This is a genomic window from Noviherbaspirillum sp., from assembly GCF_035654295.1.
Lineage (GTDB): Bacteria > Pseudomonadota > Gammaproteobacteria > Burkholderiales > Burkholderiaceae_D > Noviherbaspirillum.
In genome coordinates, this window is the sequence record NZ_DASRXF010000059.1 from 1 (window position 1) to 12,836 (window position 12,836).

General features: G+C 61.9%; 12 protein-coding genes. 2 read left to right on the forward strand and 10 right to left on the reverse strand.

Going from position 1 to position 12,836, the window contains the following annotated elements:
- Positions 1 to 150: 150 nt before the first annotated feature.
- Positions 151 to 792: a glutathione S-transferase family protein gene (locus VFF99_RS07090; protein ID WP_325016334.1), complete on the reverse strand. Its 642-nt coding sequence runs from the start codon at positions 790 to 792 to the stop codon at positions 151 to 153.
- 38 nt (positions 793 to 830) lie between these two features.
- Between VFF99_RS07090 and VFF99_RS07095 the strand changes: the two genes are divergently transcribed.
- Positions 831 to 1,016, forward strand: a complete 186-nt coding sequence (locus VFF99_RS07095; protein WP_325016336.1) for a DUF1289 domain-containing protein — start codon at positions 831 to 833, stop codon at positions 1,014 to 1,016.
- Positions 1,017 to 1,022: 6 nt separating this feature from the next.
- Here VFF99_RS07095 and cls read toward each other — a convergent pair whose 3' ends face one another.
- From cls to glnA, 5 genes are all read right to left on the reverse strand, one after another.
- Positions 1,023 to 2,294: a cardiolipin synthase gene (gene cls / locus VFF99_RS07100; protein WP_325016338.1), complete on the reverse strand. Its 1,272-nt coding sequence runs from the start codon at positions 2,292 to 2,294 to the stop codon at positions 1,023 to 1,025.
- Positions 2,295 to 2,460: 166 nt separating this feature from the next.
- Positions 2,461 to 4,008 carry a nitrogen regulation protein NR(I) gene (gene ntrC / locus VFF99_RS07105; RefSeq protein WP_325016340.1) on the reverse strand — a complete coding sequence of 516 codons (1,548 nt, stop codon included), beginning with the start codon at positions 4,006 to 4,008 and terminating at the stop codon, positions 2,461 to 2,463.
- A gap of 47 nt (positions 4,009 to 4,055) precedes the next feature.
- Positions 4,056 to 5,126, reverse strand: a complete 1,071-nt coding sequence (gene glnL, locus VFF99_RS07110) for a nitrogen regulation protein NR(II) (protein ID WP_325016342.1) — start codon at positions 5,124 to 5,126, stop codon at positions 4,056 to 4,058.
- A gap of 63 nt (positions 5,127 to 5,189) precedes the next feature.
- Positions 5,190 to 5,702, reverse strand: coding sequence for a DUF4124 domain-containing protein (locus VFF99_RS07115; protein ID WP_325016344.1), 513 nt, complete (start codon positions 5,700 to 5,702; stop codon positions 5,190 to 5,192).
- Between the two features lie 178 nt (positions 5,703 to 5,880).
- Positions 5,881 to 7,296 (reverse strand): type I glutamate--ammonia ligase, encoded by a 1,416-nt coding sequence (gene glnA, locus VFF99_RS07120; RefSeq protein WP_325016346.1) that lies wholly within the window; start codon positions 7,294 to 7,296, stop codon positions 5,881 to 5,883.
- A gap of 395 nt (positions 7,297 to 7,691) precedes the next feature.
- Between glnA and VFF99_RS07125 the strand changes: the two genes are divergently transcribed.
- A complete protein-coding gene (locus tag VFF99_RS07125; protein ID WP_325016348.1) occupies positions 7,692 to 8,144 on the forward strand; it encodes a rhodanese-like domain-containing protein in 453 nt (150 codons plus the stop codon).
- A gap of 23 nt (positions 8,145 to 8,167) precedes the next feature.
- On the opposite strand, the gene VFF99_RS07130 is transcribed toward VFF99_RS07125, so the two are convergent.
- From VFF99_RS07130 to orn, 4 genes are all read right to left on the reverse strand, one after another.
- Entirely contained in the window at positions 8,168 to 9,499 is a 1,332-nt protein-coding gene (locus VFF99_RS07130; protein ID WP_325016350.1) for a TAXI family TRAP transporter solute-binding subunit, read from the reverse strand.
- 78 nt (positions 9,500 to 9,577) lie between these two features.
- Positions 9,578 to 10,150 carry a hypothetical protein gene (locus VFF99_RS07135; RefSeq protein ID WP_325016352.1) on the reverse strand — a complete coding sequence of 191 codons (573 nt, stop codon included), beginning with the start codon at positions 10,148 to 10,150 and terminating at the stop codon, positions 9,578 to 9,580.
- A gap of 303 nt (positions 10,151 to 10,453) precedes the next feature.
- Positions 10,454 to 12,124 carry a peptide chain release factor 3 gene (locus VFF99_RS07140; protein WP_325016354.1) on the reverse strand — a complete coding sequence of 557 codons (1,671 nt, stop codon included), beginning with the start codon at positions 12,122 to 12,124 and terminating at the stop codon, positions 10,454 to 10,456.
- A gap of 57 nt (positions 12,125 to 12,181) precedes the next feature.
- Positions 12,182 to 12,754 carry an oligoribonuclease gene (gene orn, locus VFF99_RS07145; RefSeq protein ID WP_325016356.1) on the reverse strand — a complete coding sequence of 191 codons (573 nt, stop codon included), beginning with the start codon at positions 12,752 to 12,754 and terminating at the stop codon, positions 12,182 to 12,184.
- Between the last annotated feature and the right edge of the window lie 82 nt (positions 12,755 to 12,836).

Sequence of the window (12,836 nt, forward strand, 5' to 3'; positions counted from 1 at the left end):
TTCGATGTCTACTTCTGTCATAAACACCTCAGGCAGGTCGACCTGCGGAACATCGCCTAAAATCGTGATCACATGTGTTACCTATGTCTCCCGACAGGTGTTACCCATGTGTCCCGGCTAAACACGAAGCGAAACCCACCATCCCTTCGACTAGAACAACGGCTCGCCCAACCCCTCCTGCTCCAGCGTCCGCCTGACCGAGGGCCGCTCCACCATCATCTTCAGGAAAGCGCCAAGCTGCACCCTGTTGCGCGCAGGATTGTGCATCATGCGCGTCCAGCGCGACAGCATGAACAGGTAGAAATCGACAGCCGTGAGCCGCTTGCCGAGCAGGTAAGGCCCGCCGTTCTCGGCAAGTGTCCTGTCCAGCAGGTCCAGCATGCCACCCACGCGCGCTTCCGCATGCGCCTTGACCTGGGCCACGGCGCTGTCATCTTTCGCCCAGCGCTCCGGATAGAAATACATGATCAGCTCTGCCTGCAAGGTATTGGTCAGATAGACGAGCCACTTGTAGAAATGCGCCCGCTCGGCCGTGCCCACGGCCGGCGCAAGCCCGGCCTCCGGGTGACTGTCGACGAGATGCAGGCAGATCGCGGCCGTTTCAAACAGGACGAGCTCGCCGTCGATCAGAGTCGGAATGCGCCCGTTCGGGTTCAGTTTCAGGTATTCCGCGCTGTGCTGCGCATTCTTCGTGCGGTCCACCAGCGCCAGCTCGTAGGGCACGCCCAGTTCTTCCAGCAACATGTGCGGCGCGAGGTTCGCATTACCGGGATAGTAGTAGAGCTTGTACATGGGATTTGGCCTAGAATGTCGGTTTGAAGGCCTCCATTATGCAAAATTCCACCCGTCCCGACACGCCCTGTGTTGCCGTCTGTTCAACCACTTTCGATGATGTCTGCCGCGGCTGCGGCCGCACGGTCGAGGAAGTGGCGAACTGGGTCTTCATGAACGAGGAAGAAAAGGAACGCGTGTGGGTCCGCATCACCGCCGAGGGCTATCCGCGCCGGAATACCTGAGGCGGGTCACAGCTGCTTGCCGAGCAGCGACGCGGCTTGCTCGATCAGCTTCTGTACGGGCGGGCGGTTCAGCCATTCTTCCAGCGTGATCCGGCGCGCGCGCGTCAGATCCCTTTCAAATACTTCCGTCATCTGTTTCGCGAAGTCTTCGTCGTACACATTCAGGTTCGCTTCATCATTCAGCCGGAACGAACGGTTGTCGAAGTTGGTCGACCCGGTCGAGACGAGAAAGCCGTCGACGATCATCACCTTGCAGTGGTACATGGTGGGCTGGTATTCGTGGATTTCGATGCCCGCCTCCAGCAGGCTCCCCCAACGCGCCCGTGATGCGCGCCGCACGATATGGGTATCGATGTACTTGCCCGGAGTGATGATGCGGATGCGGACGCCGCGCCTGGCGGCGGCGACCAGCGCGCGGATGGCCAGCTTGTCGGGCACGAAATAGGAGCTCGACAGCAGGATCGATTTCTGCGCCGAGGCGATCGACAGGAGATACATGAGGTGCATGCTCTCGCTGCCGCCGGTGGGCGAGCTGCTGAACATCTGCGTTTGCACCCTGCCGGCGGGCTCGAGCTCCGGAAAGTAATCCGCCCCGTGCAGCACGCTTCCGGTGGCCTTGATCCAGTTGTCCATGAACACGGCCTGGATCTCGGCGACCACCGGCCCTTCGATGCGGAAGTGGGAATCGCGCCAGTGCCGTTCATCCTGCGCATGGCCGCTCCATTGGTCGGCGATGCCGACGCCGCCGGTGAAGCCGAGCCTGCCGTCCACCACCAGCAGCTTGCGGTGTGTGCGGTTGTTCATGCGCGACCAGTTGTACCAGGTCGGTTCGTGGTAGCGCTCGACCTCGACGCCGCAATCGCGCATCTCGTCGATCAGCCGCTCCTCCATCCTCGCGCTGCCCACCCAGTCGAGCAGGACGTGCACCTTGACGCCCTTCTGCGCCCGCTCGCACAGCGCGTCCGCGAAAGCCCGTCCCACATCGCCGGACCAGTAGATGAAGGTCTCGAACACGATCGTTCGCTGCGCGGCACGGATGGCCTCCAGCATCGCCGGAAAGATGCGGTCGCCGTTTTCCAGGTGTTCCACCCTGTTGCACTCGACGATGGACGGCCCGAGCAGCACGCCCATCGAGCGCAGGAATTGTGCATCCCTGACGCCGTACAGCGTTTCCACCTTGCGGTCGATCTTCTTTTCGCCCTCGGTGAAGTTGATCACGACCAGCGTCAGTGCGATCGTCACCAGGATGGCAAGGATGACGTGGACGTAGCTGAACATGGGCGATCGGGCAGGGGAAAGTTTTCCGCGGACAAAGTTGACTGTCAGCAGATCATAAGCTTCCCTGCGATCAAGCTTGTTGCGTTTGCTGAATGTTTATGCGCCTCGCGAATGTTTCCATGGCGCACAGAAGGAGAAGGCCGGCGTGCTGCCGGCCCTTGCGGAATCAGTCGTCCTTGGCGCCGTCTATGCCGAGCTCGTGGATCTTGCGCGTGATGGTATTGCGCCCGATGCCGAGTCGCACGGCGGCGTCGTTCTTGCGGCCGTGCGTGTGCTTCAGCGCGGTCTTGATAAGAGCGGACTCGAACTGCCGGCCCAGCGCATCCATCACTTCCGGCTGGCCGGCTGCCAGCATCTGCGCCGCTTCCGACTCGAGCAGCGCGATCCAGCTGGCTTTCTCGGCGGCGCCGTTCGGCGTCGGCTGGGCGGAAGGCATGCCTGCCATCTGTGCCGGCGCAAACATGCCTGCGCTCACCGGAACGCCGGCGTTGGGCGCGTCCAGCGGCTGCGGCAGCACCGGCGCCTGCACGGGTAACGCCGGCACGGGCGGTGCATACTCCTGGCCATGCGTCAGGTCGACAGGCAAGTCCTTGATCTCGACGGTCTGCCCCGGCGCCATCACCGTGATCCAGTTGCACAGGTTTTCCAGCTGGCGCACGTTGCCCGGCAGGTCGAGGCTGCTGAGGAACTGCATCGCGCTGTCCGACATGCGCTTGGCTTCCACGCCGAGCTGCTTGGCGCTCTGCGTGAGGAAATGGCGCGTCAGGATGGGGATGTCTTCGCGGCGCTCGCGCAGGCTCGGCAGGCGCAGGCGGATCACGTTGAGGCGGTGATACAAGTCTTCGCGGAACAGGCCTTCCTTCACGCGCTGTTCAAGGTTCTGGTGGGTCGCGGCGATCACGCGCACGTTCGCCTTCAGCGGCTGGTGTCCACCGACGCGATAGAAGTGGCCGTCCGACAGCACGCGCAACAGGCGGGTCTGCAGGTCGAAGGGCATGTCGCCGATTTCATCGAGGAAGAGCGTACCGTTCTCGGCCTGTTCGAAGCGGCCGCGGCGCATGGCCTGCGCGCCGGTGAAGGCGCCGCGTTCATGGCCGAACAGTTCGGATTCGAGCAGGTCTTTCGGAATGGCGGCCGTGTTGAGCGCGATGTAGGGCTGCGCGGCGCGCGGGCTGTGCTTGTGCAGCGCGCGCGCAACCAGCTCCTTGCCGGTCCCCGACTCGCCTGTGATCAGCACGGTGACGTTCGACTGCGACAGCCGGCCGATGGCGCGGAAGACGTCCTGCATCGCGGGCGCCTGGCCGAGGATTTCCGGCGTATCCGCCGCCGTCTGCTCGACGTTGGCTTCGCGCAGGCTTTCCTCGAGTGCGCGGCGGATCAGCTCCACCGCCTTGTCGACGTCGAAGGGCTTGGCGAGATATTCGAAGGCGCCGCCCTGGAACGCGGCGACGGCCGAGTCGAGGTCGGAGAAGGCGGTAATCACGATGACAGGCAGGCCCGGATGCCGCGCCTTCACCGTCTGCAGGAGTTCAAGCCCGGACTCGCCAGGCATGCGGATGTCGGACACGAGGACCTGCGGCACGCTGGTCTGGAGCGCGTCCATGACTTCGCGCGCATTGGAAAAGCTTTTGGTGGCAAGGTTCTCGCGGGCGAGTGCTTTTTCGAGTACCCAACGAATCGATTCGTCGTCGTCAACAATCCAGATTGGCTTCATATTTTTTCAGCATCCCGCGCACTAGGCACTGTGAGAAAGCCTGCCGGTCAAGGCAGCGGTATCAAAATCCTGAAGTCGGTGCATTCCGGCCTGCTCTCGCATTCGATCACTCCCATGTGCTGCTGAACGAAGGTTTGCGCAAGCGTGAGCCCGAGTCCGCTGCCGCCATCCTTGCCCGATACCAGCGGATAGAAAATGCGATCGCGGATCTCGGGCGGGATGCCCGGTCCATTGTCGATGATATGCAAGTCTAATGCCAGCCTGTAACGCACCTTGGCGAGGGTGACCTGTCTTGCCACGCGGGTCTGGAAGGTGATGACGGCATCGCCGTCCTTGATCCGGTCCGCGAGTGCCTGTGCGGCGTTGTGCGCGATGTTGAGCACCGCCTGGATCAGCTGCTCCTTGTCGCCGCGGAATTCCGGCACCGACAGGTCGTAGTCGCGCTTGATGGTCAGCCCCGCAGGGAATTCGGCCATGATCAGGCTGCGCACGCGTTCGCACACTTCGTGGATGTTGACGTCGCCGACGATGTGAGGCCGCCGGTGCGGCGCAAGCAGGCGGTCCACCAGGGTCTGCAGGCGATCGGCTTCCTTGATGATGACCTGGGTGTATTCGCGCAGCTCCTTGAGGTGCCGCTCCGGCAGTTCGAGCTCCAGCAATTGCGCGGCGCCGCGGATGCCGCCGAGCGGGTTCTTGATCTCGTGCGCGAGATTGCGGATCAGTTCCTTGTTTGCCTGGCTCTGGTCGAGCAGGCGCTCTTCACGATCGAGCTTGAGCTGCTGGACGTTTTCGCGCAGCTCGATCAATACCGGCGTGTCGGGGTTGTCGAGCGCCGTGACGATCACGTGCACCTGCAGCGGTTCGCGATTGGGCCGCTCCAGCGTGAGGTCGAGCCGCTTGTCTGCAAAGCGGTGCTGGACAGCTTCCTGGAAGATCTGCTTCAGGTGGTCGCCGTTGAGGAACAGGTCGTTGATCTTCTGCTGCGACAGCGCCTTGAAGGAGCTCTCGAGCAGGTTTTCGGCTGCCGCATTGGCATAGGTGATGCGGCTTGCGGCGTCGAGGATGACTACCGCCGAGGAAAGCAGGTCGAGGCCGTCGAATGGGTGCGATGTCTTCACGTTGCTCCAGAAATCAAAAGGGCCGCGTCGTGCGGCCCTGTTCATGCAAGCGGCATACCCGCCCTATTTGATGTTGCCGATCTCACGGCGCAGGGCTTCGATGTTCTTTTCGGTGCGGTCGATGTCTTCCTTCATCGTGGCCACCCGCTCCTGGTACTTGGCAAAGTTGCGTTCATCGCCGCGGCGCTCGGGTTCTCCGTTGTTGAATTCCCGTTTCAGGTTCGCGAGTTTCTGCTCCTCGGCCTTCATCTCGTCCTGCAGGATCTGGCGGCGATCGTTGTCGCGCGCCTTCTGCGTGCCGTTGTCGACCTTGGGGAAATCCGCGGGCGCACCAGTCGCACCAGGCGAACCTGCCGCCGGCTTGGCCGATGCCGTCATCGGCGCCACCCGTTTCGGAGGCGCCGGGATAGTCGTGATGCCGGGCAGCTCGACCTTCTTGCACCCTTTTGTCATGCCAGTGTTCTTGTACTCCCTTTTTCCGTGCTCGTCCACGCACAGGAATACCTCGTTTTGTGCGTGCGCGGCACCGATAGTCGACGCGAGCAATAGCAGACCGGCAAGTTGTACTTTAGTCATCTTTCCCTACAGAAACCATCTAGGCGCTTACTAGTTTAGAGTAAGACATGGTGCTTTACAAACACACTTGCTTTAGAGCGTCCAGGGGACGCAACAGTTTCCAAAGATCAAAAAAAACGGGGAAAAGCAGGCTTTTCCCCGTCTCTTGAAACAGCTCCGCCTTGCGACGGAATGCCGATTACAGCGAGTAGTACATGTCGAACTCGATCGGATGCGTCGTCATGCGGAAACGCTGGACTTCCTGCATCTTCAGGTCGATGTACGCGTCGATCATGGTGTCGGAGAAGACGCCGCCGCGGGTCAGGAACTCGCGGTCCTTGTCCAGGTACTCGAGCGCTTGCTCGAGCGACGAGCACACGGTCGGGATCAGCTTGTCTTCTTCCGGCGGCAGGTGGTACAGGTCCTTCGTTGCCGGCTCGCCCGGATGGATCTTGTTCTGCACGCCGTCCAGACCTGCCATCAGCAGGGCTGCGAAGCACAGGTACGGATTGGCCAGCGGATCCGGGAAGCGTGCCTCGACGCGTCGGCCCTTCGGGTTCGCGACGTGCGGAATACGGATCGATGCGGAACGGTTGCGTGCCGAGTAAGCCAGCTTCACCGGTGCTTCGTAGCCCGGAACCAGGCGCTTGTAGGAGTTGGTGCCCGGGTTGGTGATGGCGTTGAGCGCGCGGGCGTGCTTGATGATGCCGCCGATGTAGTACAGCGCGAACTCAGACAGGCCGGCGTAGCCGTCGCCTGCGAACAGGTTCTGGCCATCCTTCCAGACGGACTGGTGCACGTGCATGCCGGAACCGTTGTCGCCGACCAGCGGCTTGGGCATGAAGGTCGCGGTCTTGCCGTAGGTGTGGGCGACGTTCCAGATCACGTACTTCATGTTCTGGGTCCAGTCGGCACGCTCGACCAGGGTGGAGAACTTGGTGCCGAGTTCATTCTGGCCGGCGCCTGCCACTTCGTGGTGGTGCACTTCGACCGGAATGCCCATCGCTTCGAGGATCAGGGACATTTCGGAACGCATGTCCTGGAAGCTGTCGACCGGGGGAACCGGGAAATAGCCGCCTTTGACGGTCGGACGGTGGCCGGTGTTGCCGCCTTCGAGTTCCTTGCCGGTGGACCAGGAAGCCTCTTCCGAGCCGATCTTGACGAAGCAGCCGGACATGTCGACCTTCCAGCGCACGTTGTCGAAGATGAAGAATTCGGGTTCCGGACCGAAGTAGGCGGTGTCGCCCAGGCCGGAGGACTTCAGGTAGGCTTCGGCGCGCTTGGCGATGGAGCGCGGGTCGCGGTCATAGCCCTTGCCGTCGGACGGTTCGATCACGTCGCACTGCATGAACAGCGTGGTCTCTTCCATGAACGGATCGATGTTGGCCGTGTTCGGATCGGGCATGAGCAGCATGTCGGAAGCTTCGATACCCTTCCAGCCGGCGATCGAGGAACCGTCGAATGCATGGCCGGACTCGAACTTGTCCATGCCGAATTGCGAAACCGGCACGGTTACGTGCTGTTCCTTGCCTCGGGTGTCAGCAAAACGAAAATCAACGAATTTGACTTCGTTTTCTTTCGCCATCTTCAAGACGTCTGCGGCCGTCATTGCCATGCGATTCTCCTAAATATGATGAGCGGGTTCGGTAAATGTTGAAATTGGTTTGAGCCGACAGTATTCGCCAGGACCGGCTGAAGTGCGACTTGAAACACAGCCCGGAATGATAGCAGGTTCCATGCCACCATCTTGAGGAAAAACAATTCGGCTGCACCGCGATGAAGCGTGCAAATTAGCTGAAATAGTGCGCATTTGAAACACAGTTGGCACCAAGTCGGCGGAATCCGAATGGCACCAAAAAAGTGCACTCGCCGGCTCTGGCACCATTCTAGTGCGTGACGACGCAGTTTTGCACGCTATTGGTGCGCACCCCATCGCTGCCCGGCAGGCATGAATGGTGCGCCGCCGGCGGGATAGAATATAAAAAAACCAATCGATCCGGAGCGATACAGATGGATATCCTTTCCAAGGCGCGCGAGCGCGCAAAAGAAAAGCAGTTGCCCTATGCGGGTGCAGTGAAGCCGGCCGAGGCTTATTCCCTGCTCAAGCAAGATCCCAACGCGGTGCTCGTCGATGTCCGCACCAGCGCGGAACGCGATTGGGTAGGACGGGTCGCCGTCCCCGAAGCGCAGCACGCCGCCGTGGAGTGGAATACCTACCCGGGCGGCCAGCCGAACCCGGCCTTCCTCGACGAACTGTCGCAAGTGGCGTCCAGGGACAAGGTCCTGCTTTTCCTGTGCCGGTCCGGCGTGCGGTCGCGCCATGCCGCCAAGCTGGCCACGGAACACGGCTATGCCAACTCCTTCGACATACTCGAAGGCTTCGAGGGCGACAAGGATGCCGAAGGCCATCGCAAGACAGTCGGCGGCTGGTGCAAGGCGGGCCTGCCGTGGATCGGCGCCTGAACCTGGCCTTAACCTGAGCCGGCCTACTCTGCCTTCATCAGCGATAACACGCGGCGCCGCACGAAATTGATGTGGCTGCGCAAGCCGTACAGCTCGTCGGCGAAGGACAAGGGAATCGAAATGCGGTTCACCCGCTCCTCGATGTCATTCAGGCGCTGCAGCTGCTCCGGGTAGACATCCTTCTGCCGCTCCGGCGGCACCTCCTCGATGGCCTGCTCGACGGCGCGCAGCTGGCCGTACCAGCGGAACACGCGCGAGCGCACCTTCCACACATAAAGCGGCGGAATGATGCGCGACAAGGGCAGGATCAGCGCGCCCAACGCGACTACCACGACCCACATCCTCTCGAAGAAGTTGGCCAGCCAGAACGGCAGGTAACGCTGCAGCAGCGGCGGCCCGTTCTTGTAGTACTTTTCGGCGGCTTCGGACACCGGCACTTCGGTGTAATTCGCGGTCGGGAACTCGCCCTTCTTCTGGAACCAGCCCGGTGCGCCGTGAATCTCGCCCGCCGCCTGCACGAACAGGTCGACCAGCGCGGGATGCAGGTCTTCGCGCGCCACCAGCGTCGCGGTGGGTGCGATCAGGTGGATGTCCTTCGGCGGCAAGTCGCGCCCGAAATCGACAATGCCGCGCGGAAGCACGACGTGGGAAAGGAAGGGGAAGCGTCGCGTGTAGGCTTCGGCCTGCGCGAAGTCGAACAGCCGGATGCCCGGCGTTTGCAGCAGCATCTGGATCAGCGGCGCATCCGGCGCTGAACTGAACACCAGGCCGTCGATGCGGCCGGCCAGCAGTTCGACTGTCGCCGGCGTGTTCTCCAGCGTGCCCAGCCTGATCTGCCCGGCGTCCACCCCGTTGGCGGACAGGATCTGCTTGAACAGCCCCGGCACACCCGTGCCCTCCGGCCCGGCATTGATACGCAGGCCTTTCAGCTGGGCGAGCCGGGTAACGCTGCGCGATTCGCGCAGGAACAGCCATACCGGCTCGGTGAACAGGCTGCCCAGCGACACCAGTCCGCGCCCTTCCAGCTCTTCCCTGCGCGTGGAACCGCTCTGCACGAAGGCAATGTCGATGCCGGAACTCTCATCCTTGAGCCGCTGCAGGTTCTCATTCGAGCCGAGCGAAGGCTTCAGGTCGACGCGAATGCCGTTGCGCCCCAGCAGCGCCGCATATTTCTTGCCGATCGCCTCATAGGCGCTGTTTTCCTGTCCGGTGGCAAGCGTCACCTCGCGCGGCGGCGAGGGGTCGACGAGCCAGTAGGCAAGCAGGCAGGTGATGACGACGGCAATGGCCGCCGGACCGGACGCGACCAGGAAGTCGCGGAGGGAAAAGCGTGTGAACCTGAGGATTTTCGGCATGCGCGGCCCATGAAATTTCATGGGCCACACCATGCCAAGAAATGTACCGGCGCGCAAGTGCGCCGGGTGCTCGCTTCGCTATGAACGCACGAAGATGGAACGGCGGCCGGACGGGACAGCGCGCTGCGGCGCCACCGTACGCTGCCTGCCGTCCGCATCGCCGTCGTCCGAGAGGAACTGTGCGGCGATCGAGAACCAGTCCTCGATGGAGAATACGCGCCGTGCGAGCGGAATGAGTTCACGCTCCTCACGCTCCAGGCGGTGCAGCACGGTGCCGCAATAACTGTCCATCGCGTGGCAAATCTGGTTGATCCTGACGGCGCTGGCTTCGAAGGCTTCCGCCAGTTGCTCGCCGATCGAACGCAGGATGCGCGCGCTCTTTGCGCGCAGGGCATCCAACTCCGCGATGAGGATTTCGGCTTCACGCCCGGCGCTGCGCATCGCGGGAACGAGATGGCGCTCCAGCTTGCGCGCGCCCATGTATTTGTCGAACTGCATCAGTTTTCCAAAGGCCGACTCGAGGAAAGAGAAGTCGATGCTTTGCAAGCCCCGCCACGTACTCTGGAGATACTGCTGGAGACGGGACAGCATGCTACGGGTCTTGTCTTGCTCGGCCGCGATGGCGACCAGGGAATACGTGGCAGTTAGCATTGTTGCTCCTTGATTCTGTAACTGCGTGAACAAACCGGGATCCAATGAATCCGATCGCTGCACAAGTTGAAACCGGGGAGAGGTGAGGTTGGGAAAACGCGTTGGGAGAGTATAGGCGGGCGTCCGGGCACGCGTTTGAGCTGGCGCAAACAGCCCCGGAAATGCTCGCGAACGCACGCTATTTTGGCGACAAGTTGCGTGCTACTTCGTACAATCGCCGGCGGTCATCGAAGACTTCGATAAGAGGAAACGCCAGACCTCCACATCAGGAATGCGGGCCCGGCGCATGCAGGCGGGAAATACTCAGTTCAGCTTGGCAGCATGTTCCCGTGTCGCGTGGAAGGTCAGCTGCGGCCAGCGCTCCTGCGTCAGCTTCAGGTTGACGCCTGAGGTCGCGAGGTAAGCCATGTTGCCGGAGGCGTCGAAGGCGATATTGGCGCCGGCGGAAGACTTCTCGAAATCCGCGAGCGCCTTCTTGTCGTCCGAGGAAATCCAGCGCGCACTGCTGATGCTCGTACCCTCGAAGACCGCGTCCACGCCGTACTCGTTCAGCAGACGGCTTGCCACCACCTCGAACTGCAGCACGCCCACGGCGCCGAGGATCAGGTCACCGCCGTGCACAGGCTTGAACACCTGCACCGCGCCCTCTTCGCCCAGCTGCTGCAAACCCTTGTGCAACTGCTTGATCTTGAGCGGGTTGCGGATGCGCACCGAGCGGAAAAAGTCCGGCGCGAAATACGGGATGCCGGTGAACTGCAGCATCTCCCCTTCGGAGAAACTGTCGCCGATCTGCATGTTGCCGTGATTGGGCAGGCCGATGATATCGCCGGCATACGCCTCCTCCACCTGTTCGCGGCTCGATGCCATGAAGGTGACGACGCTCGACACCTTGATCTCTCGGCCCAGGCGCAGGTGCTTGATCTTCATGCCGCGCTCGAAGCGGCCGGAGCACACGCGCAGGAAAGCGATGCGGTCGCGGTGGGCCGGGTCCATGTTGGCCTGGATCTTGAAGACAAATCCCGAGAACGGTTCTTCGTTCGGCTCGACGTCGCGCACAGTGGCATCGCGGTGACGCGGCGCCGGCGCCCAGTCCAGCAGCGCATTGAGGATCTCGCGCACGCCGAAGTTATTGATCGCGGAACCGAAGAACACCGGCGTCTGCCTGCCCGCCAGGAACTCTTCCAGGTCGAAGGGATGCGATGCGCCGTGCACCAGCTCCACTTCCATCTTGAGCTGCTCGATTTCCAGGGGAAACATTTCCGCCAGGCGCGGGTTGTCGATGCCCTTGACCACTTCGAACTCCTGGTCCGCGCGCTCCTCGCCCGCCTTGAACAGGAGGATCTCGTCGCGCAGCAGGTGGTAGACGCCGCGGAAACTCTTGCCCATGCCGATCGGCCAGGTCACCGGCGCGCACTGGATCTTGAGGACGGATTCCACCTCGTCCAGCAGTTCCAGCGGATCGCGGGTTTCGCGGTCCATCTTGTTCATGAAGGTCAGGATGGGGGTGTCGCGCATGCGGCAGACGTTGAGCAGCTTGATGGTCTGCTCTTCCACGCCCTTGGCGGCGTCGATCACCATCAGCGCCGAGTCCACCGCCGTCAGCACGCGGTAGGTATCTTCCGAGAAGTCCTGGTGGCCCGGCGTGTCGAGCAGGTTGACCACGTGCTCGCGGTATTCGAACTGCATCACCGAGCTGGCCACGGAAATGCCGCGCTGCTTTTCGATCTCCATCCAGTCGGACGTAGCGTGCCGGCCGCTCTTGCGCGCCTTCACCGTGCCGGCGAGCTGGATCGCGCCGGAGAACAGCAGCAGCTTTTCGGTCAGCGTCGTCTTGCCGGCGTCGGGGTGGGAAATGATCCCGAAGGTGCGGCGGCGGGCCACTTCGCGGCCGATCAGTTCGGTCGGCACCTTGCGGTTACTGTCGGGGGTGGCGTCGGCGGCTTCGCTCGACGGCAGGTCGGTATCGGAGGTCATGCGTGCAAAAAATAAAAGTGCCGGCGCGCCGGACGGCGGCCGGCACGGTCGAACAGTTCAGAGCTTGATGAAGTTTTCGCGATAGTAGCGAAGCTCTTCGATCGATTCGGTGATATCCGCCAGTGCGGTATGCTTCTGGTGCTTCTTGAAGCCGGAGGCGATGTCAGGCTTCCAGCGCTTGCAGAGTTCCTTCAGGGTCGAGACGTCCAGGTTGCGATAGTGGAAAAACGCTTCCAGCTTGGGCATGCCGCGTGCCATGAAACGGCGATCCTGGCAGATGCTGTTGCCGCACATCGGAGATTTTCCGGCCGGCACGAAATGCTTCAGGAAATCGATCAGGGTTGTCTCGGCATCGGCTTCGCGGACCGTAGATGCCTTCACGCGGTCGATCAGTCCCGAGCGGCCATGGGTGCCCTTGTTCCAGGCGTCCATGCGGTCCAGCACCTCGTCGGATTGATGGATCGCCAACACCGGGCCTTCGGCCAGCACATTCAGCTGCGAATCCGTGACGACCACCGCGACCTCGATGATGCGGTCGGTGTCGGGGTCGAGGCCGGTCATTTCCATGTCAACCCAGATCAGGTTGAATTCGTTCGGGCGGGCAGGTGCGTTCAAGGGAGCTTGTGACATAATTGTTTTCCTCGGTAATCCGCCATTTTCTCACAGGCAGGGCATGTCTTCACTTGCGTTTTCGGTATTGTTCGTCGGTTTC

What these genes read in the sequence shown, in the direction of transcription:
- VFF99_RS07090 (WP_325016334.1), bottom strand. Translation starts at nt 792, where the DNA reads ATGTACAAGCTCTACTACTATCCCGGTAATGCGAACCTCGCGCCGCAC.
- VFF99_RS07095 (WP_325016336.1), top strand. Translation starts at nt 831, where the DNA reads ATGCAAAATTCCACCCGTCCCGACACGCCCTGTGTTGCCGTCTGTTCA.
- cls (WP_325016338.1), bottom strand. Translation starts at nt 2,294, where the DNA reads ATGTTCAGCTACGTCCACGTCATCCTTGCCATCCTGGTGACGATCGCA.
- ntrC (WP_325016340.1), bottom strand. Translation starts at nt 4,008, where the DNA reads ATGAAGCCAATCTGGATTGTTGACGACGACGAATCGATTCGTTGGGTA.
- VFF99_RS07115 (WP_325016344.1), bottom strand. Translation starts at nt 5,702, where the DNA reads ATGACTAAAGTACAACTTGCCGGTCTGCTATTGCTCGCGTCGACTATC.
- glnA (WP_325016346.1), bottom strand. Translation starts at nt 7,296, where the DNA reads ATGGCAATGACGGCCGCAGACGTCTTGAAGATGGCGAAAGAAAACGAA.
- VFF99_RS07125 (WP_325016348.1), top strand. Translation starts at nt 7,692, where the DNA reads ATGGATATCCTTTCCAAGGCGCGCGAGCGCGCAAAAGAAAAGCAGTTG.
- VFF99_RS07130 (WP_325016350.1), bottom strand. Translation starts at nt 9,499, where the DNA reads ATGCCGAAAATCCTCAGGTTCACACGCTTTTCCCTCCGCGACTTCCTG.
- VFF99_RS07135 (WP_325016352.1), bottom strand. Translation starts at nt 10,150, where the DNA reads ATGCTAACTGCCACGTATTCCCTGGTCGCCATCGCGGCCGAGCAAGAC.
- VFF99_RS07140 (WP_325016354.1), bottom strand. Translation starts at nt 12,124, where the DNA reads ATGACCTCCGATACCGACCTGCCGTCGAGCGAAGCCGCCGACGCCACC.
- orn (WP_325016356.1), bottom strand. Translation starts at nt 12,754, where the DNA reads ATGTCACAAGCTCCCTTGAACGCACCTGCCCGCCCGAACGAATTCAAC.